The 20,428-nt window shown below is 47.1% G+C and carries 14 protein-coding genes, 1 tRNA gene, 2 pseudogenes and 1 other annotated feature; of the genes and pseudogenes, 4 read left to right on the top strand and 13 right to left on the bottom strand.

The features are described 5' to 3' along the window. Together QUA90_RS15830 and QUA90_RS15825 are read left to right on the top strand one after the other, a co-directional pair. Positions 1 to 373, top strand: a pseudogene (locus QUA90_RS15830) (CopG family transcriptional regulator); the annotation flags it as partial. A gap of 183 nt (positions 374 to 556) precedes the next feature. Then, the gene (locus tag QUA90_RS15825) at positions 557 to 2,185 is read left to right on the top strand and encodes an FAD-dependent oxidoreductase (RefSeq protein WP_333446462.1); all 1,629 of its coding nucleotides are present in this window, start codon (positions 557 to 559) and stop codon (positions 2,183 to 2,185) included. Positions 2,186 to 2,387: 202 nt separating this feature from the next. Here QUA90_RS15825 and rplL read toward each other — a convergent pair whose 3' ends face one another. The 9 genes from rplL to rplS form a co-directional block, all read right to left on the bottom strand. Further along, complete coding sequence (rplL, locus tag QUA90_RS15820; protein ID WP_333080347.1) at positions 2,388 to 2,780, bottom strand: 50S ribosomal protein L7/L12; 393 nt, start codon at positions 2,778 to 2,780, stop codon at positions 2,388 to 2,390. A 138-nt stretch (positions 2,781 to 2,918) separates the two neighbouring features. Continuing rightward, positions 2,919 to 3,527, bottom strand: a complete 609-nt coding sequence (gene rplJ / locus QUA90_RS15815) for a 50S ribosomal protein L10 (protein ID WP_333325630.1) — start codon at positions 3,525 to 3,527, stop codon at positions 2,919 to 2,921. Between the two features lie 29 nt (positions 3,528 to 3,556). Further along, positions 3,557 to 3,729, bottom strand: a sequence feature (ribosomal protein L10 leader region). Positions 3,730 to 3,838: 109 nt separating this feature from the next. Then, positions 3,839 to 4,552: a 50S ribosomal protein L1 gene (gene rplA / locus QUA90_RS15810; RefSeq protein WP_190663916.1), complete on the bottom strand. Its 714-nt coding sequence runs from the start codon at positions 4,550 to 4,552 to the stop codon at positions 3,839 to 3,841. Positions 4,553 to 4,764: 212 nt separating this feature from the next. After that, entirely contained in the window at positions 4,765 to 5,190 is a 426-nt protein-coding gene (rplK, locus tag QUA90_RS15805) for a 50S ribosomal protein L11 (protein ID WP_006635588.1), read from the bottom strand. A 3-nt stretch (positions 5,191 to 5,193) separates the two neighbouring features. After that, on the bottom strand, positions 5,194 to 5,832 hold the full coding sequence (gene nusG, locus QUA90_RS15800; RefSeq protein ID WP_333054359.1) for a transcription termination/antitermination protein NusG: 639 nt from the start codon (positions 5,830 to 5,832) through the stop codon (positions 5,194 to 5,196). Beyond that, on the bottom strand, positions 5,829 to 6,062 hold the full coding sequence (gene secE / locus QUA90_RS15795) for a preprotein translocase subunit SecE (RefSeq protein ID WP_333054360.1): 234 nt from the start codon (positions 6,060 to 6,062) through the stop codon (positions 5,829 to 5,831). The genes nusG and secE overlap by 4 nt, the downstream gene beginning before the upstream one ends. A gap of 151 nt (positions 6,063 to 6,213) precedes the next feature. Next, complete coding sequence (locus QUA90_RS15790) at positions 6,214 to 6,423, bottom strand: hypothetical protein (RefSeq protein ID WP_333054361.1); 210 nt, start codon at positions 6,421 to 6,423, stop codon at positions 6,214 to 6,216. Next, positions 6,394 to 6,466, bottom strand: a tRNA-Trp gene (locus tag QUA90_RS15785). Before QUA90_RS15785 ends, QUA90_RS15790 begins: the two co-directional genes overlap by 30 nt. Positions 6,467 to 6,599: 133 nt before the next feature. Then, complete coding sequence (gene rplS / locus QUA90_RS15780) at positions 6,600 to 6,983, bottom strand: 50S ribosomal protein L19 (protein WP_333054363.1); 384 nt, start codon at positions 6,981 to 6,983, stop codon at positions 6,600 to 6,602. 40 nt (positions 6,984 to 7,023) lie between these two features. On the opposite strand from rplS, the gene QUA90_RS15775 reads away from it, so the two are divergent. Next, a complete protein-coding gene (locus tag QUA90_RS15775) occupies positions 7,024 to 8,463 on the top strand; it encodes an inorganic phosphate transporter (RefSeq protein ID WP_333446461.1) in 1,440 nt (479 codons plus the stop codon). 253 nt (positions 8,464 to 8,716) lie between these two features. Here QUA90_RS15775 and QUA90_RS15770 read toward each other — a convergent pair whose 3' ends face one another. Together QUA90_RS15770 and QUA90_RS15765 are read right to left on the bottom strand one after the other, a co-directional pair. Beyond that, complete coding sequence (locus QUA90_RS15770; protein ID WP_333446459.1) at positions 8,717 to 12,790, bottom strand: amino acid adenylation domain-containing protein; 4,074 nt, start codon at positions 12,788 to 12,790, stop codon at positions 8,717 to 8,719. A 37-nt stretch (positions 12,791 to 12,827) separates the two neighbouring features. Then, complete coding sequence (locus tag QUA90_RS15765) at positions 12,828 to 17,930, bottom strand: amino acid adenylation domain-containing protein (RefSeq protein ID WP_333446456.1); 5,103 nt, start codon at positions 17,928 to 17,930, stop codon at positions 12,828 to 12,830. A 155-nt stretch (positions 17,931 to 18,085) separates the two neighbouring features. On the opposite strand from QUA90_RS15765, the gene QUA90_RS15760 reads away from it, so the two are divergent. Beyond that, positions 18,086 to 19,195, top strand: coding sequence for an alpha/beta hydrolase (locus tag QUA90_RS15760; protein WP_333446454.1), 1,110 nt, complete (start codon positions 18,086 to 18,088; stop codon positions 19,193 to 19,195). 159 nt (positions 19,196 to 19,354) lie between these two features. Here the strand turns inward: QUA90_RS15760 and QUA90_RS15755 are convergent. Together QUA90_RS15755 and QUA90_RS15750 are read right to left on the bottom strand one after the other, a co-directional pair. Beyond that, positions 19,355 to 19,481, bottom strand: a pseudogene (locus QUA90_RS15755) (ISKra4-like element ISMiva1 family transposase); the annotation flags it as partial. Between the two features lie 351 nt (positions 19,482 to 19,832). Further along, positions 19,833 to 20,369 (bottom strand): hypothetical protein, encoded by a 537-nt coding sequence (locus QUA90_RS15750; RefSeq protein WP_333446452.1) that lies wholly within the window; start codon positions 20,367 to 20,369, stop codon positions 19,833 to 19,835. Positions 20,370 to 20,428 lie beyond the last annotated feature (59 nt).

Raw genomic sequence — 20,428 nt, 5'->3', positions numbered from 1 at the left:
GGAATCTTTGCAGCAACAGCTAGGCGAAAAATCCGCTGCTCTGGAATCTTTGCAGCAGCAATTCGCCACCGAAAAGCAAAATCTCGAAAGCCAATTCCAGGAAACCGTGTCGAAGTCGAGTTACGAATCTTTACAGCACGAGTTAGCAGAAAAGTCAAGTGCGATCGGCGACTTCCAAGTTAAACTGGCCAAGTTGCAATATCTGGAAAATGAATTGAGCCAGAGTGCAGCGATACAGCGAAATTACGACGCTTTGCAGCAACAGTCTCAAGAACAGCTAAGAACCATCAAAGCTTTGCGGGAACAGCTAACTCAAATGCAGGCTGTGGCTGGGATTGGCGAAGCTTATCTCAACAAGTGGCGGCGTCCCTGATTCTCCAATCGGCTACGGCAAAAACTCGGGTTGCTTGGGGCGATCCGGCTGCACCTTACCTCTGAAATGTCCACTCAACTCGGACTCCTTCCTCTTGTAGCGATAGATTTCAACCTGTCGCTACAAGAGCTTTTTATTGCAAAATATGAGCATACTATTAAGAAATATTACAATAAATAAATTATGAGAGGCGATCGCACCCCTGAGAGCAAATCCAATCCAGCAGACACTAAGGGCCGCGTCACGGTAATTGGAGGCGGCATCGGCGGGCTGACAGCAGCAGCCCTGCTAGCCCGCAGAGGATACAAAGTGCTAGTCTTAGACCAGGCGATCGTCCCCGGAGGATGCGCTTCCACCTTCAAACGCAAAGGCTTTACCTTCGATGTCGGCGCCACGCAGGTTGCAGGATTGGAACCCGGAGGCATTCACCACCGAATTTTCTCAGAATTAGACATAGAACTTCCCGCCGCGACACCCTGCGATCCCGCTTGTGCGGTGTTTTTGCCGGGAGAAACCGCACCGATTAGCGTGTGGCGAGATCCGCAAAAGTGGCAGCAAGAAAGACAGCGGCAGTTTCCTGGAAGCGAACCTTTTTGGCAATTATTGTCTGCATTGTTCAAAGCTAGCTGGAAATTTCAAGGGCGCGATCCAGTTTTACCACCCAGAAACTTCTGGGATTTCTGGCAATTAATTCAAGCAGTTCGCCCCGATACTTTAATTACTTTGCCTTTCACTTTTATGACAGTGGGAGATGCTTTGCGGCTTTGTGGGTTGGGCGACAATTTGCGCTTGAGAACTTTTCTGGATTTGCAATTAAAATTGTATTCTCAAGTCGATACCGAAGAAACGGCGCTACTTTACGCGGCCACGGCTTTAGGAGTTTCGCAAGAGCCGCAGGGATTGTATCATCTACAAGGAAGTATGCAGGTGTTGAGCGATCGACTTGTAGAGGCGATCGAACGAGACGGCGGCAAAGTCCTGTTGCGGCACACAGTTGAAAGTATTGTCACGGCCAACGGCCAAGCCACCGGTACAGTGATTCGCAATCAAAAAACCGGCGAAGTTTGGACAGAAACAGCCGATCGCATTGTTGCCAACGTGACCGCGCAAAATTTAGTAAAATTGTTGTCAAGCGAGCCGATTATAGAAAATTTAACAGATAATTTAACCGAGAATTTATCTGTTAAATCAGAGAGTTCAGAGACAACAAACAAACTCCCAAATCAAATGGCAGGCTACAAATATCGAGTCGATAAATTGCCGCCCGCATCCGGTGCATTTGTCATCTATTTGGGAGTGCATGAAAGTGCAATTCCGAAAAATTGTCCGCCGCACCTTCAGTTTCTCTACGATTACGACGGCGAGATTGGGGAGAATAATTCATTATTTGTTTCAGTCAGCCATCCGGGTGATGGCCGAGCACCGAAGGGAATGGCGACAATTATCGCTTCCTCATTTACTGATACTCGAATGTGGTGGAATTCGGTTGATTATGAAGGATTAAAGCAAAAATATACCGCAGGGGCGATCGCGCGTTTGAGCGAATATTTCAATTTGACGCCAGAGTCTATCGTACACCAAGAAGCCGCCACACCCCGCACCTTTGCCCGCTACACAGCGAGAGATAGAGGCGTTGTGGGTGGCATCGGGCAGCGAATACCCACCTTCGGGCCCTTCGGATTTGCCAATCGTACACCAATTAAAAACTTGTGGTTAGTAGGCGACTCCACCCATCCCGGAGAAGGCACTGCCGGTGTTTCCTATTCTGCTTTAACAGTAGTGCGACAAATGGAGGCCGCCTCTAAAATCTAAGAGGACACCGCATCGTGCCGTTTCCCTACGCCAAAAATAATTAATCGCGCGAGAGATGTAACTATCGCGCGATTAATTTTAGGGAAGAGTTAACAGTTAACAGTTAACAGTTAACAGTCAACAGTCAACAGTCAACAGTCAACAGTCAACAGTCAACCATCATTCCGGTGTCACCAGAATTGATATCAACTACATTCTCTGACTACTTGATAGAAATTTTTGCGCCCACAGCTTCAAGCTGTTTCTTCATTTCTTCAGCAGCTTCCTTAGCAATAGCTTCCTTAACTGCCTTCGGTGCGGCTTCTACCAAGTCTTTTGCTTCCTTCAGGCCCAGACCGGTAATTGCGCGGACTTCCTTCAGAATTGCGATTTTCTTGTCAGCAGGAACTTCTTCCAGCATGACAGTAAATTCAGTTTGCTCTTCTACGGGTTCAGGAGCGGCACCACCACCCATACCAGGCATCATCATCATGCCGCCGACAGGAGCAGCAGCGCTGACGCCGAAAGCTTCTTCAATTTGCTTGACCAATTCAGAAGCTTCGAGCAAAGTCAGAGACTTAAGTTTTTCCAAGATTTCGTCAGTTGCAGTAGACATTCGTTAAACTCCTAGTTCGATTGTAGATTTGGGATTTGGGATTTGAGATTTGCTCATTCATCCTTAGTTTTTCGTCTCCAGTCTTCTATCTATTGCTAAATACTAATGACTGAGGACTAATGACTAATTACTAATGACTTACACAGATGCGCTTTCTGCTTCTGCTTCTGGTTGCGCTTCTGGTTGTGCTTCTGGTTGTGCTTCTGCTACTACTTCTGCTGAACCGCCGTCTTTTTCAGCATAAGCTTTAAGACCGCGAGCGATCGAAGTAGGAACTTGATTGATACCCACAGCCAACTTGGTTGCGACACCGTTGATAGCGCCAGCAATTTGAGCCATGAGTTGTTCTTTCGACGGCAGATCAGCTAATGCTTTAACATCAGCTTCTTTCAGTACCCGTCCTTCCATCACGCCGCCGCGAAGTTCAGTCTTCTTAGAGACTTTTTGGAATTCTTGGTAAGCTTTAATCGCGCCGCCAATATCTTCTTGGACGAACAGGAACGCCGACGTACCGGTCAGCAATTCTTGTATCGGCTGCCAGGTTTCGTTGCCTTCAACCGCAATTCGCATCAGCGTGTTTTTTGCCACTTGGCAACTGCTGCCTTTCGGACGCAAACGCCGACGCAAATCTGTGATTTCAGCAACAGTTAAGCCCGTGTAGTCGATCACGATCGCCAGTTGAGATTCGCTCAAGGTTTGCTTGAGGTCTGCAATAATCTCATTTTTTACTGCTAAACTTTTGCCCATACTTATTTCACCTCCTTTTAGGATCGAAAACTGCCCACCAAAAACCCCGACCTTAGAGCCGGGGCAGAGAATTAAAAATTAACAAGTCAGAATTAAAAATAGAAAATTTCTAATCTTTGAGTCTTGAGTTTTTATTTCTTCAGCCTCGGCAGGAAATTAAGCGGTCGGCACCTGCGGTCTTCAGCTTATTGATTTTTGATTAGGCTATCATCAGAAGGCAGAGATTAGCAAGGGTCTGGCGTAAGTCTTGTGAGAGATTTACACAGACAGCCGAAGCTGTCTTTTACCTTCTGCCTTCTGCTTAATTCTTTCTACGCAGCATCAAGTTTGGTATCGCGCAGAGCACTGATATCGACTTCGATCGACGGGCCCATTGTTGCCGATACGTACAAACTGCGCCAGTAGCGACCTTTAGCACCAGAAGGACGGTTGCGGTCAACAGTTTCTTGCAAAGCATGAAGGTTGACGAGCAAATCTTCCGCTGAGAAAGCTGCCTTGCCAAACATAACATGAACGATGCCAGTTCGATCGGCACGGAATTCTAGTTTACCACCTTTAAACTCGTTAATCGCCTGAGCAATGTCAGTCGTCACCGTGCCACCTTTCGGAGAAGGCATCAAACCGCGCGGGCCCAACAACCGACCCAATTTTGCCACCAACGGCATCACGTCTGGGGTAGCAATCAGGCAATCGAAGTCCATCATGCCCTTCTGAATTTCATCGATCAACTCTTCCGAACCAGCAATATCCGCGCCGGCATTCAGAGCTTCTTTAACTTTTTCGCCCTTAGCAATCACCGCAATTCTGACTACTTGACCAGTTCCTTTTGGTAGCGATACAGTTGTCCGCAACTGTTGGTCAGTATATTTCGGGTCAATTCCCAAACGGATGTGAGCTTCAGCAGCTTCGCCAAACTTAGCGGTTGCTGTTTCTTTCAAAAGTTGCAGAGCTTCCAGCGGTAGATAAGGTCTGTCTTCAACTTTCTTTTGAAGTTCTTGCAGTCTTCGCGATACTTTCTTTGCCATTGTTATCTCCTGGGGTCAGTCGATTTTAGATTTTAGATTTTAGATTTTAGATTGAACCTATCGGACAATCTTAAAATCTACCCGTTTTCGGTTACTAGCGAAGCTTTGCTTCTCCCCCTGAACCGACTTAGGATTTGCGATTTTAGCTTGAAGATTTTAGCTTCAAAATCCTGAATTACTGACAACTGTCAACTGACAACTGACAACTGACTTTAATCCGCGATCGCCACGCCCATATTTTTAGCCGTTCCTGCCACAATTTTCATAGCAGCCTCAACATCATTAGCATTGAGGTCAGGCATTTTGGTTTCAGCGATTTCTCGTAACTGAGCCTGTGTAATCGTCCCTACTTGCTTGCGATTAGGTTCTCCCGAACCTTTAGCAATGCCAGCCGCTTTTTGGATCAAAACCGACGCCGGCGGGGTTTTGAGAATAAACGTAAAACTGCGGTCTTCAAAAACCGAAATTTCTACCGGAACCACCAGACCTGCTTGGTCTGCGGTTCTAGCATTGTACTCCTTGCAAAACATCATAATATTGACGCCGTGCTGACCCAGGGCTGGGCCGATCGGAGGAGCTGGGTTGGCTTTTCCCGCCGTAATCGCCAACTTAATTACTGCAACAACTTTCTTTGCCATTAGTTAGTTCTGTTTCTGAACCTGATTGAACTCCAATTCTACAGGCGTATCGCGCCCAAAAATCGAGAGTAAAACTTTGAGCTTGTTTCGTTCCGGGCTAACTTCAATCACATCACCTTCAAAATCCTTAAATGGCCCGGAAAGTACCACAACGTGGTCTCCAGTAGACATCGATACTTTGACAACTGGTTCTGATTCCTGAGCGTTTCTGAAGATCCGTTCTACTTCTGAATGACTCAGAGGTAGCGGTTTGACGTGACCCCTGCCGCGCCCGTAGCGGCGTTTCTGCTCTGCCCCGACAAAGTTAATTACATTGGGGGTATTTTTGATCACCTGCCACGTATCCTCGTCCATAAACATACGGATGAGTACGTAGCCGGGAAAGATTTTTTCATCTGACTGCCGCCTGGAACCGTCTTTGCCGACTTTGATTGCCGGAGTTTGCGGAATTTCTACTTGAACGATGCGATCGGCAACATCCAAAGTTTGAATCCGCTGCTGCAAGTTTGCCTTCACGCGCTTTTCGCAGCCAGAGGCAACTTGAACAGCATACCAGCGAGCATCAATCTCCGGCACATCTGGCGATGCTGCCTGTCCCGTCGCTTCTGTGGAATACTCAGATTCTTCTGATGCAAAAGTCATGGCCCAAACACCTTTCCCGCGCCCCAGTTAAAGAAATTATCCACCAAATAGATCAGGCTTGCTGAGAGGATTACCATCAAAAGCACGGCCAAAGACTCGCTGATTAGCTGCTGCCTGCTGGGCCAAACCACTTTGTCGAGTTCTTCTCTAGTTTCCTTAAAAAAACCCGCAGGGTCAAACCCAGGCGCCGTTATTTCTTGAGTTTCTTGAGCTTCGTCTTTTTTCGCCACGATTTAATCCCCCTTGCGATTTTAGATTTTAGATTTTAGATTTTAGATGGTGTGAGTGGCCCGTGGCTCTCAGATTTTGTGACACTAACCACTTACGCCCAAGTCTTAAATCTCAAATCTAAAGCCACGACTTTTTTACAAGCCCAACCAATCAACGGCGTAAATGCCGATCGCCGAAACCGATGATCGAGAAGCCACACCGAGCATTTGTTGATGGCATTTTTTGCGAACCGCCCACAAAAATTAATTCTACCCGAAAGTTTGCGGTTTTGACTGTTGCCAGCCAATAATCCGGGCGCTTTCGGGCAGAATTTAAAGTTTGGTGATTCAGCGCGCCCTGGAGGACTTGAACCCCCGACATCAGGTTTTGGAGACCTGCGTTCTACCAACTGAACTAAGAGCGCACAGGTGAGGTTGCTGAAATTCGCTTAACCTCTAGATTTCTATTTTAACACAGTGCGCTCGTAAATGGGAAACTTTTTTTGAAATTTTTTAATTTCCCATGAACCATGAACCAAGGGAAAGCTGGGTGCATTCCTACAGGGAGCGATCGAACCGCTGTTTGACGCGAGTAGCTTTGCCCACCCGATCGCGCAGGTAGTAAAGTTTTGCTCTGCGGACTTTCCCGCGGCGCATCACTTGGATCGTGGCGATTCGGGGCGAGTGAATCAAAAACACCCGTTCCACGCCGACGCCCTGAAACACGCGGCGGACGGTGATTGTTTCATTAATCCCGCCGTTACGCATGGCAATCACAGTCCCTTCGTAGGGCTGAACCCGTTCTTTGTTACCCTCTTTAATTCTTACGCCGACTCGCACTGTGTCGCCGACGTAAATTTCGGGAACTTGTTTATTGAGTTCTTGCTTGACTCTATCTATTTCTGCCGTTTCGATAGAACGGATTATTTCTGCGCCTTTCATCGGATTTACCAAAACTCACAATCCCTTATCATATATCGAAATGCCCGTTTTATGTCAAAAAATTTCTATGTTAGATAGCTCTGGGGTCGTATTTCTGCAACTAGGGGCAATGGCCGCACTGGCCTTGTACGTCGCCGCCAACTTGGGCGCCAACGATGTCGCTAACTCGATGGGGACATCCGTAGGCTCGAAGGCGCTAACGCTGCGGCAGGCAATAATTGTTGCAGGCATACTGGAGTTTTCCGGCGCAGTGCTGTTCGGCCAAGGAGTTTCCGAAACTCTGGCAACAGGAGTTGTCAATGCACAAGTGTTCGCTGCCCAACCGCAAGTATTTTTAATCGGGATGGTCTCAGTGCTGATAGCTTGCGGGATATGGCTGCAAATCGCTACCAGTCGAGGTTTGCCGGTTTCTTCATCCCATGCAGTGGTGGGCGCGATCGCGGGTTTTAGCTGTGTTGCAGCCGGAATTAATGCGGTTGATTGGGGAACCATCGGCACCATCTCCCTCACTTGGGTGGCGACACCGATCGCCAGCGGTGCTTTAGCCGCGCTATTTTACAGTGTGGTGAAGTATTCGATTCTCGATCGACCAGATCCTCTATCTCAAATGCGCGAGTGGATACCTTGGCTGAGTGCAGCAATGCTGAGCGTATTTGGGATAATTGTACTGCCGTCTGTTGTGAATGTCGCTTTGGTACAGACAGGGGCGATCGCCCTAGCGCAGGATCGATTTGGCTGGAATCTGCCAATTCACGATATTGTCATTGGCATCGGGAGTATGGGGGCGATCGGCCTCACACTCACTAGCTGGAAAAAATTAGAATCAGTTGAGAAGGAAGAAGGTTCGGCAGCGGATTTTGTAACGGATGTAACGGATGTAACGGATGCAAGGAATAAGAAAGAGGGAATATTTTCCCAATCTCCCACTCTCCCCCTCTTCCCCTCTCCCCCTCCCCGCCACTCTCCCATCGAGCAACAAATGGCGAGATTTCAAGTCTTAAGCGCCTGTTTTGTAGCATTTTCCCACGGTTCCAACGACGTAGGCAATGCCGTTGCTCCCCTAGCTGCGATCGCCTACATCCGGCGCACAGGTTCCTTTCCCTCAGGAGATTTCAGCGTTCCCCTGTGGATTTTAGTCCTCGGAGGCGCAGGAATAGTCATCGGTTTAACTATCTGGGGTAAAAATGTAATTGCCACAGTCGGCGAAAAGATCATCGAACTCCAACCAAGCGGCGGATTTTGCGCGGAATTAGCCACAGCCACCACAGTCTTGCTAGCATCCCGCTTCGGTTTGCCAGTTTCCACATCCCACGCTTTAGTCGGTGCAGTCGTCGGAGTCGGGCTGATCAAAGCTTGGAAAACAGTACGCTTGCAAACTTTGCTGTCCATTGGTTCGGCTTGGCTGGTGACAATTCCGATCGCAGCAGGTTTGGCTGCTATCATCTTCAGCATCGCCCAATCAATCGATTTTAGATTTTAGATTTTAGATTTTAGATTGAGGAATTTCAGAACAGTCAACAGTCAACAATCACCGATGGATTGTGCAACCAAAATTGATCTAATTCATCTGCGTTAATCTGTGTTTATCTGCCCTCATCTGCGGTTTAAAAAAGAGAATGTAAACCGCAGATGACAATGGATGGACGCTGATTCACGCAGATGAACATAAGATTCAGGACTAATAGCACTTTCGCACATCAAACCCGGTTGTGGCACACCAGCACGCGGGCAAATCAATCACTTAATTCCTTCTCCAAGCAATGCTTCAGCTTTTGAGCCAGCACCTCGACGTTGGGCTTTCTCAACATAGTCAGGTGATTCCCAGGAACCCTAATCACCTCTACTTTTTGGGCGGTTAATTCACTCCAGCCAAGAGTCGGATCTTGATTACTCATGCTTAGCTTTTCCCTCGATCTAAACAGAGTTATTCGCTGCGGATAAATTTTCGGTACATAGCTGAGAGTTGCTTGACTATTAGCCTGAAATACAGTAAACATCGAAGGAATTGCCAGCTCGCGCCAGCTCCGTTCTTTTGACTCCTGAGATAGGATGCTAACCATAACGGCCTGTTTCCAATTCCAGCGATGCAAAAAATTAGCTGCAAAATTAAGCATCTTATTTAATTTCGGAAATTTGGCCGCAATACCGCCACTTTGAACATTTTCTGCCGCAGCCACCAAGCGAAAATAATCTACTACAAAAGGCCAGATAGAGCGCGAAACAGTAGTCAGAATAAACTTGCAACCGTCCCAAAAAGAAGGTTTGTTACCAGAAACCGGCGCTAAAGTATCCAGCATAGCAAGTAAAGCCACTTCATCCCCCGCTGCGAGCAACTGTTGAGCCATCTCAAAAGCAACCAAACCTCCAAAAGACCAGCCTCCTAAAAAATAAGGCCCTTTTGGTTGAACGGTACGCAAAGCTGCGATGTAGTCAGCCGCCATGTCTTCAATGCTAGTTAACGGAGAAGTTTCGCCGTCAATCCCTTTAGGTTGCAGCCCGTAAAACGGTTGATTTTCTCCTAGCTGAAACGCTAACTCGACATAAGGAAATACGACGCCAAAGATGGGATGGACGCAGAAGAACGGGGGATTTTTACCGCGAGGCTTAATTGCAACTAAAGGCGACCATTCCAGAGAATTTGTTCCTGAATATAGCGAATCTGCTAAACCTTGAATTGTCGGATTTAAAAAAAGAGCAGACAGCGGTAACTGCCGCTCAAATTGCTGGTTAATCTCATTGATGAGGCGGATTGCCAGCAGGGAATCTCCACCCAAATCGAAGAAGTTGTCGCGAATGCCAACGCACTCTGTGTTGAGGATTGTGGCCCAAATTTTGGCGAGGGTTGACTCGGTTGGTGTGCGAGGTGCAATGCAGCTTTGATCTATTGAATTGCTAGTTAGAGTTCCCGGTACAGGTAGGCGCTGGCGGTCGATTTTGCCATTGGGAGTTAGGGGCAGAAAATCCATCGCCACAAAAGCACTGGGAATCATGTAATTGGGCAGTTGTTGTTTGAGGAAATTGCGTATTTCCCCGGGATTAAGCGTCTGATTGTGATTGGGGACGACATAAGCAAGTAGGCGTTTGTTGCCAGACAAATCATCCACAACAACCGCCGCTGTTTCTTTGACTGCTGGATGCTGAACCAGCAGCGCTTCAATTTCTCCCAATTCTATTCGATAACCGCGAATTTTTACCTGTTCGTCAGTGCGGCCTAAAAACTCAATATTGCCGTCGGGAAAATAGCGAGCTAAGTCACCAGTTTTATAAATTCGTTCCCCTGCTTTCTGGCTAAACGGATTAGCAATAAATCGCTGGGCGGTTAATTCGGGGCGGTTCAGGTAGCCTCGCGCCAATCCGCTGCCGCCGATGTACAATTCACCGGGAATTCCAACGGGTACAGGCTGTAAATTTTTATCTAAAATATAGAGTTGAGTGTTAGCTATTGGGCGGCCGATGGGCGGTTTTTTGCGTGAAGGGAAGCTATCCCGCAGGGAATCGCCAATTTCTGCCAAACTTGACCAGACTGTCGCTTCTGTAGGGCCGTAAGCGTTAAAAAATCTGCGCCGGGAAGCCCAGCGTTTAACAATATCCGGGGAACAGGATTCGCCAGCACAGATGATTGTTTGCAGTGCGGGAAGTTCGGCGTTTGGAAGGACAGCTAGCAGCGAGGGCGGGAGGGTAGCGTGGGTAATAGCATTGTCCTGCAAAAATTGGATTAATGTTTGTCCGGGCAACAAAGATTCTTTCTTGGCACAGTAAAGTGTTGCTCCGGTTCCCAAGGCCATGACAATCTCAAAGATTGAGGCATCAAAACTCAGGGAGGCGAATTGTAAAATGCGGTGATTTGAGTTTAAGTTAAAAGCTTCTATTTGAGCTAGGGCTAAGTTGTATAGTCCCCGATGTTCGATTAAAACGCCTTTGGGTTTTCCGGTTGAACCAGATGTGTAAATGACGTAGGCTAGGTTTGTTGGTAGGATTTTTGTAGTTGGGTTTTCTGGGCTTTGTCGGGCGATAATTTCTCTGTCGGAGTCCAAACACAGTACTGAAAAAACTCCGTAATTTTCCGGCTGCGTCAAGTTTTGTGCTAAGTGCTGCTGAGTTACCAAAATCGACACCTGAGCATCTTCTAACATGAAGTTAAGCCGCTCTTGAGGATAAGTTGGATCTAAAGGCAGGTAGGCTGCACCTGCTTTGATAATGCCTAGCAATCCGACGATCGCATCTAAGGAACGTTCTACACAAAGGCCCACTAAAACTTCTGGCGCTGCTCCCAATTGCTGCAAGTAACGTGCAAGTTGGTTGGCTCGGCTGTTGAGTTGGCGGTAGGTTAACTGCTGGTTTTCAAAGACGGCGGCGACAGCATGGGGCGATCGCGCGACTCGCTCTTCAAATAGCTGATGGAAACACTGGTTTTGCGGATAATCTCTCTGAGTGTCATTCCAATCATTTAATAATTGCTGGTATTCTGGCGCTGTCAGCAAAGCCAAGTCGCTGAGGTGCTGTTTGGGATTGGCAACAATGGCTTCAAGCAGCGTTTGGAAATGCCCCGCCATGCGCGCAATTGTGCCACTATCAAATAAGTCTGTGCTGTAGACAAATTGCCCTTGAATACTTCCTGCATTTTCCCACAAGTGGCACTCTAAATCGAGCTTGGCGGTTCCCGCGTCAAAGTCGATCGCCTCTCCAACGATTCCCGGCAATTCTAGCGCTGCTACAGGAGTGTTTTGCAGGCTGAAACTAACTTGAAATAGGGGGTTGCGGCTCAACTCGCGATCGGGGTGCAATTCCTCAACCAACTTCTCGAAGGGCAAATCTTGGTGGGCGTAGGCTGCCATTGCGACGTTTTTTACCCGATGCAATAGTTCCCGAAAAGTTGGGTTTCCTGATAAATCTGCACGCAGCACTAAACTGTTGACAAAAAAACCGATTAATGCTTCTATTTCGCTCAAGTTGCGATTGGCGATCGGCGTTCCTACTGCAATATCTACTTGTCCTGTATAGCGGTACAGCAAAGTTTGAAAAGCGGCTAGTAGAGTGATAAATAAAGTCGCGCTTTCTTGCTGGCTCAATGACTTTAGCGCCTCGCTCAAAGCAGGTGATAGCGTTATAAATTGTTTGGCGCCGCGGTAGGATGGAACGGCTGGTCTTTGCCTATCTGTTGGTAGATTGAGTGTGGTAATTCCGTTTAACTGCTGCCGCCAATAAGCTAACTGGGTTTCTAATACTTCGCCCTGCAACCATTGGTGCTGCCACTCTGCAAAGTCGGCGTACTGCACGGGCAGTGCTGGTAAGTGCGAGATCCCATTTTTTACAAATGCTGTGTAAAGCGTTCCCAGCTCTCGAATTAGCACTCCAATCGACCAACCATCAGCCACAATATGATGTAAATTCATCAACAATATATGTTCTGTTTCACTGATTTGTAACAGCGTTACTTTAAATAACGGCCCAACGGCTAAATCGAAAGGGCATTGCGCTGCATCGGTTGCGAGTTGCAGCGCTGCGGTTTCCTGCTGATTTGGCGAGAGATTTTGTAAGTCGATTGTGGGGAGGGATACGGTTAAAATCGGAGCAATAATTTGTACGAGTTCCCCTTCCAAAAGCGTAAAAGTGGTGCGTAAAGTTTCGTGCCGCTGCACAATTTCGTTGAAGGTTTGCTCTAAGGATCTGAAGTTGAGGGAACCTTTTAAGCGGAGCGCTGTTGAGACATTGTAGAAAGGATTGCCCGGTGCTAATTGATTGAGGAACCAAAGCCGCTGCTGGGCAAAGGATGCCGGGAAGACGAAAACATCTGTTTCTTGCTGCATATTTATCGAAACTGTACGCTTTCACCAGCGCTCATTTTCATTTAATTTCTTGATTAAAAGATGATAGCTTCCTCCGCCGACTATCGCGCGAAATCGCCACTAAAGCCGGAGCCCCACTTTTAGCATTCTTATCTTTTAAATTCTCAACAATCTTAGATAATTCTCCGATTGTCGGTGCTTCAAAAACGCTTCGCAAAGGCAACTCTACCCCGAAAGCATCTCGCACTCTCGAAACAAGCTGAGTCGCCAGCAGTGAATGGCCTCCTAATTCAAAGAAATTGTCCCGGATACCCACTCGCTTTATCCCCAAAACCTCAGCCCAAATTTTCACTAAAACTTCCTCAATAGAAGTATGAGGCGCAACATAACCGCCAGCCCATTCTAACTTAATCGGCTGCGGTGCAGGCAAAGCGAGGCGATCGACCTTTCCGTTAGGCGTCACCGGTAGCGACTCCAGCACCACAAAAGCCGACGGAACCATATATTCCGGCAATTTTTCTGCTAGATAAGCCTGCAACTGCGGCACTAATTTACGCGCTGCTTTAGCTTGTAAGGGATTGTTAGCATAAGAGCGCCAAGGACGCAAGTTATCGCTTCGGGTTTCTGGCACAAAATCTCTAATTTCGCCCCGTGCAAACACTACATCGTAGCGCCCTTGACTGTCGGAATTAGACCAACTAATATTAACATTATACGGAACTTCCAAAGCATACCACGCTTCGGGATCGACTCCTAAATCCTCGACTTTTTCCACTGCTTTCTGCAACTGACCTGCAGTGGAAAATTTATCGACAACAGACAGCAATTCTGCCGCCTTAACTGCTGCCGTAACCCGCGCATTAGGCACATTAGCAATTCTTAAAACATCGAGTTGATTTTGCAATAATATTTGTTGCACGTTGGTAACAGTCAGATTCTGATTTTCATCCAACCAATCTAGCCGTTTTTCTGCGCCCCGCTCCCCTTGTGCCGGGGATTGGGGGCAGGGCGGTTTCATTCTCGGTAGGGGCAATCCCCCCGTGGTTGCCCCCATGTCTGAAACGCCTGTGAAATCGTCTGTGGGTGGGGGCGGGCACGGGGGCACCGCCCCTACAAAATCGCCATTTTCGTGAGAATGAAACCGCCCTGGGGATTGGGGGGGATCTGTTTCAGACGCAATATGCAGAATAGCATTGTACCGAAAATCAGTTAACTCATTGCGATCGCTACCGCGAATTAATTGAATCTCTACGCCGCCAATCTGCGGAAAGCGGTGCTTTAATGCGCTAAAAAAATCTGGATCGATAACTAACTCTGTTTCTTGAAAAATTTGCATTTGTACTCGCTGCTGCAACTGTTCGCCCGCGAGAGAAGGTTCGGCTTGATACAGTTGTACCGAAGCGTGAAAAGCTGCCAGCAACGGCAAGCTGCGGACATCTCCGATGAATATAAAGCCGCCGGGAGCAGTTGCTTTCACCGCACCTTCTAGCACCTGCACGAGATAGTCGATATTCGGGAAATATTGCACGACAGAGTTAAGAATCACCGCGTCAAAAGCTGCTGTCTCTACTCCTTCAAAGTCTGTCGCCATTTTCTGAAGCAGGGTTACATTAGCTAACTCTTGATTTGCCAAATGCTGCCGAATATAGTTGAGGGAAATTGGTGAAAAGTCTGTGCCGCAATATTGAGTGCAGCGAGAGGCAATTTGGAACAGCAACAAACCTGTGCCGCAGCCAATTTCTAACACTCGGCTGGGCTGCAAAGCTAAAATTTGGGCGGCTTGATTTTTCGCCCAGTCGCGCATCTGTTCTGCTGGGATTGGCTGATTAGTATAACTGCTATTCCAGCCGACAATATTAAATGTTGGATCTGAGTCAACAGCAGGTTGATTGTAAGTTTCATTGTAGAGCATTTGCCACTGCAAAACCTGTTCGTCCTGCAATTGCATTATTTGGTTTTTTTCGCTAGCACTGCTATATTCTGGATTCAGGGCAATATAAGCTACTAAACGTTTATCTCCCTGTCCATCTTCCGAAGCTATTGCTACAGTTTGCTGCACGGCGGGATGTTGAGTTAATACTGTCTCGATTTCTCCTAATTCGATGCGGAAACCACGAATTTTTACTTGTTCGTCAATGCGTCCCAAAAATTCCAGGTTGCGATCGCCTCTGTAGCGCACTAAGTCGCCGGTTTTGTAAATTCGCTCTCCTGAATTTGGTTTAAAAGGATTGACAATAAAGCTTTGTGCGGTTAAATCTGGGCGGTTGAGGTAGCCGCGAGCGAGTCCGTTTCCGCCGATGTACAATTCGCCAACAACGCCCACTGGTACGGGCTGCAAATATTTGTCTAATATGTAGATTTGAGTGTTAGCAATGGGGCGGCCAATTGTCGGGGCGATGTCTGTTTGCTCTGTTGCAGGAATATAACCGGAAGTTGTGACGACGGTGTTCTCGGTTGGGCCGTAATTATTTACTAGCTTAAATGGATGGGATTTTAAAGGATGTTGTTGCAGTTTTTCGCCGCCTGCGAGCAAGATTCGCAACGCTGTTGTTTGAGGCCAATCTAATAGCAAAACTTTCTCGGCTAAAGGTGTTGGCAAAAAGGTAATGGTGATGGCTTTTGATACTAACCAGTTTTGCAGTTTTTCAGGATCTCGCCTGATGTCATCTTCTGGAAAGTAGATGCTAGATCCGGCGGCGAGATAAGGCCAAATTTCCCACCCGCAAGCATCAAAGCCGATCGCTGCTATTTGCGTTGCTCGATCGCCCGCTGACACCCCAAACTCTCTTTGATGCCAAAAAACGAGATTTAACCAGCTCCCGTGCTCAATTTCCACTCCTTTCGGCTTTCCCGTGGAGCCGGAGGTATAAATCGCGTAAGCCCGATTTTCGGCTGTGGCTGCGCTGGTGGGATTGTCGGCGATTTCTTGGGAAATCATTTCCCAGTCTGTGTCTAGAAAAACAACCCTTGGATAGTGAATTTTATCATCTGACTGTGTTTCTAAATTTTGCACTTCGCCATCATCCACCAGGGAATAAATTCCCTGGCTCATAGCTGAAGTCGGCTGAAGCCGACTGGAAACTTGTTCTCCTTCAGTCGTCTTTAGACGACTTTCGCTATAAGAGGGGGAATTTATTCCCTGGCGGGCAAGCAATACTGACACTTGAGCATCTTTTACCATAAAGCTCGATCGCTCAGCAGGATAGCTCGGATCTAAAATTAAGTAAGCTCCTCCCGCTTTCAGGATACCCAACATCCCCACAATCAGATCGAGCGATCGCCCGCAGCAAAGCCCGACTAAAACTTCCGCCCCAACCCCCATTTTTTGCAAATAACGTGCTAGTTGGTTGCTGCGGAGATTGAGCTGCTGGTAGGTGACTTGCTCCTCTCCAAATACCAGCGCCACCGCATCCGGTGTCCGATCGGCCTGCATTTCAAATAGCTGATGGATGCACAAATCTTGCGGATAATCCGTCTGAGTATTGTTGCATTCAACTAACAAATGATAGCGCTCTTGGGCGCTCAAATATTGCAAGTTGGCAATTCGCTCTTCGGGATTTGCCACAATGCTTTCTAACAAGGTTTTAAAATGCCCTAACATTCGGGTAATCGTAGCTTCATCAAATAAATCGGCGCTGTAAATAACCATGCCGCTGATGCCCTCGGAGCTATCAACCCATAGCTTATTGCTGGGCGATTGGTTGCTTCCCAAGCTGTTGGGCGCTCGCTCCCACAAATGAAACTCCAAATCAAACCGCGCTGTACCCACATCTAACTGCTGCGGGCTGAGTGTTAATTCTGGCAATTCTAACTGATTCCCCGGCGCGTTTTGCAGCGCAAACGCCACCTGAAATAAGGGATTTTGGTTCAACGCGCGATCGGGGTGCAGTTCTTCTACTAACTTCTCAAACGGCAAATCTTGGTGAGCGTAAGCTCCTAATGCTACCTCTTTGACTCGGTTTAAAAGTTCCCGAAAAGTTGGATTTCCCGACAAATCTGTACGCAACACCAAACTGTTGACAAAAAAACCGATTAATGCTTCAATTTCACTGCGGTTGCGATTGGCGATCGGCGAACCTACCACAATATCTTCTTGCTGGGCGTAATGGTAAAGCAACGTTTTAAAAGCTGCCAGCATTGTCATAAACAGCGTCACTCCTTCGCGCTGGCTCAACGTTTCTAAAGCCTCGCTCAGTTGTTTTGGCAGTTGCAAAAATTGCCTTTTGCCTCGGTAACTTTGAATTGCTGGTCGGGGTCGATCCGCAGGCAAATTTAGCATAGAAATGCCGTTTAATTGCTGTCGCCAGTAAGCAAGCTGCGTTTCTAAAACTTCCCCTTGCAGCCATTCGCGCTGCCATTTGGCAAAATCAGCATACTGGATCGACAAATCCGGTAAAGGCGAAGGTTTTTCGCTAGCAAATGCCGTGTAAAGTGCGCCTAATTCCTGAATAAGCACTCCGATAGACCAACCATCGGAGACAATGTGGTGCATATTCAGCATTAATAAATATTCGGCATCATCTAACTGCAATAATGTGACTCGCAGCAACAAGTCATTGGACAAATTGAAAGAGCGTTGAGCTTCCTGGGCGGTGAGCCTGTTTGCTTCATTTTGTCGATATTCCTTTGGCAAGTTTCGCAAGTCCACTACATTAATCGGAAGATGGAAAGCAGCACCTATTCTCTGAACAGGTTGCCCCGAAACTACTGCTAAAGTCGTGCGTAAAGCTTCGTGGCGGCGCACAATTTCATTGAAGGTTTGTTGCAGCGCCGAAAAATTGAGCGAACCTGTCAAACGCAATGCTGCAGGAACATTATAAAAAGGATTGTTCGGTACTAATTGGTCGAGAAACCACAAGCGCTGCTGTGCAAAGGAAAGCGGTAGATTTCCGTCCCGCCCCATCGGAACAATCGGTGTAGGAGTGAAACTAGAAGTACGATTAGCTGCTTTTAAAAAGGAAATAATTTCTGCTTTTTTCTGAGAAATTTCGGCGCGCAGTTCGGGTGTAATAATTCCTTCTGGAGCGTTGCAGCGCAGGCGATATCCCTCAACAAAAATATTAATATCTAAACTGCGAAGGTAAGATAAAAACTCAACTAACTCCACCGTGACAGAATCTCTGGCATTTGGCGATGAACTCGATATTTTTGGATCGGGCATTTTGAGTCATCCTGTCATTAACTTGGGCAAATCAATAAAATAAATTCTACCAGCGCACAAATTAAGAGCTTAACTGATCGCTTGCTTACTGTGGCCTAACCTGAGTATGATTCTGTGTGAATCCGCAACCAAAATCCTACCCAAGGTTTCAGCTTATGCCGTTCATGCCTTTCAATTTCCTGTTCCTATGGCTGGTGGGACTGCTGTCCATCGGGGTACTTGGCGGAGGTATATACATTATTTACGAATGGTACATCGGCGCACTTGTAGGGATTTCCTACTTAGTCAGCGGAGTATTGATGCTTCTTTGGTCTGTTGGTGGGCGCTTGATCAGTTTGCCACTGTTCCGCCGCCCCGGTGCTGATGAACCCAAGCCGACGCGGACGGGTACGGTTCAGCGAGTAGAGAGGCCTGATGGCACTATTTTACAAGTAGAATTCTACGGCCCAGAGGACGGACAGCCGATTATCCTCTCACACGGTTGGGGGCCGAATAGTATGGTTTGGTATTACGCGAAACGGCAACTAAGCGATCGCTTCCGAGTGATTGTTTGGGATCTTCCAGGTCTGGGAAAATCCACTCGACCAAAAAACAGCGACTACTCCCTAGAAAAATTTGCCCGCGATCTCGAAGCCGTCATTGCCATAGCAGGAACTAAACCTGTTATCCTACTTGGACACAGCATGGGCGGCATGATTTCTCTAACATTCAGTCGGCTTTTCCCAGAACTTCTCGGTAGTCGAGTAGCTGGTTTAATTCTGGTAGATACCACTTATACTAATCCCCTCAAAACCGCTATTTTTAGCGGTTTATTACGTGCTTTGCAGAAGCCGCTGCTTCAACCTCTGCTCTATCTCACCATAGCTCTTGAACCTATTATGTGGGGAATGACTTGGCTGAGCTATCTCAATGGTTCACTGTACATCAGTGTAGAAGTATCGGGATTTAAAGGCACTGAAACGCGCGGTCAATTAGATTTCTCAGCTTTCTTATCAGCCTTGGGTTCTCCCGGCGTTCTCGCTCGTGGCACACTGGGAATGCTCAACTTTGACGAAACAAAAACTTTGCCATCAATTGACATTCCAGTGTTGGTGATCTGCGGCGATTCAGATATCGCCACTACCCCCCCAGCTAGCCTGCGAATGAAAGCAGAATTACCTCAAGCAGAGCTAGTTACTATAAAGCGAGGAGGACACATGGCATTAATCGAGCACAACCAGCAGTTTGCAGAAGCTGTCAGAGCATTCTGCACTGAAATTTCGTGACTAAAAATGTGAGTTAAAATCCTGTAGGTTGTGGCTGGGGATACCTTAAAATTCGGCGTTGCACAATTTGATGATGATTCTTGTGGGGTGTCCCGCCTTCTGTGAAAATACACGCCTTCGGGCGGGACGCCCAGGTGCATCTCAATGAATGCAGATACATCAAGCTGAAAGTTGACCATTAAGATAAGCACAGCGAAGAGAAAAGATAGAGGAAACACTCTCGATATTCCACGCTCGCCCCGATAGTTTCACCCAAGCTTCCAATTCGTTTAATCGTTGATTCAACGGCAGGGTAAACGCATCTTAACTGGAACCCAAAATATGCTACAGTTAAATCCGACTAAAATTCAATGTACTTCGTTGTAGTTTATGGGTTTTATCAAGGGCAAGAGGTTTTAGTAAAGCTGTAAATTTTCAACAAAAGCAAACTGATTCATTGCCTTCGATGTTTTTTTAATACCAGTTTTTTAGAACATTTTGCCAATTTGAATAACCCGAGAATAGAAAGAAGTAAAGAACATTTAATCAAAGATGTAGATTCATCATTTTCTACTTTATTTTTAATGTCCTGCAAGCAACCTTACCAGCGCATAGGCAGCCCCACCCTTTAGCAGCTCATCCATCTAATAAACGAGCCTCACTCACGATCCGAATCGATCGCTCTCTTTTTCGGCGTTTCAACAAGCACAGAAATCACGAGCAAACTTAGCCCAATGATTTTAATCAAGGCGTTGACTGCGTGTGCATACTCCCATTGGTCACGATACCGCGTCCAATCTGCTGGAACGGGATTCGTCAACCATTGGGCGAATTCAGCATTCATTGGCGCAACAAACATGATCCAACTCACAAACCCCAGCACCAAAAGAATTGCTCCGCCCAACGTCCAGTAAAAACTTGAACCATGTTTGCGAACAAGAAATGCCAGCACGATTGCTGTCAAAATCGCTGTAACTTCAAAAACTGCGCCGACTGAGCCAAACAACTTATAAACATTTTCAAAGACCGTTACTCTCACCCAAAGTTGCTGGTCAAACTGCATTCTTTGCGGCAACTCTAGCAAATGTGTCATAGACAAACTCAGACTAAATGAAGCCAGCATCAGTGTTATGAATCGCCACGCTCGTATAAATGTCATGTTGTTTTGCCCTAAAGCATATACAGCAAATTCCATGTAAATGTGGTACACTACATTCAGTACATCAGCAGAAAAAATGAAAGCTTATTCGATCG

It is taken from the genome of Microcoleus sp. D3_18_C4, from assembly GCF_036702355.1.
GTDB lineage: Bacteria > Cyanobacteriota > Cyanobacteriia > Cyanobacteriales > Microcoleaceae > Microcoleus.
Note: the sequence above shows the minus strand (reverse complement) of the source record. Positions and strands in the feature narration are given on the sequence as shown.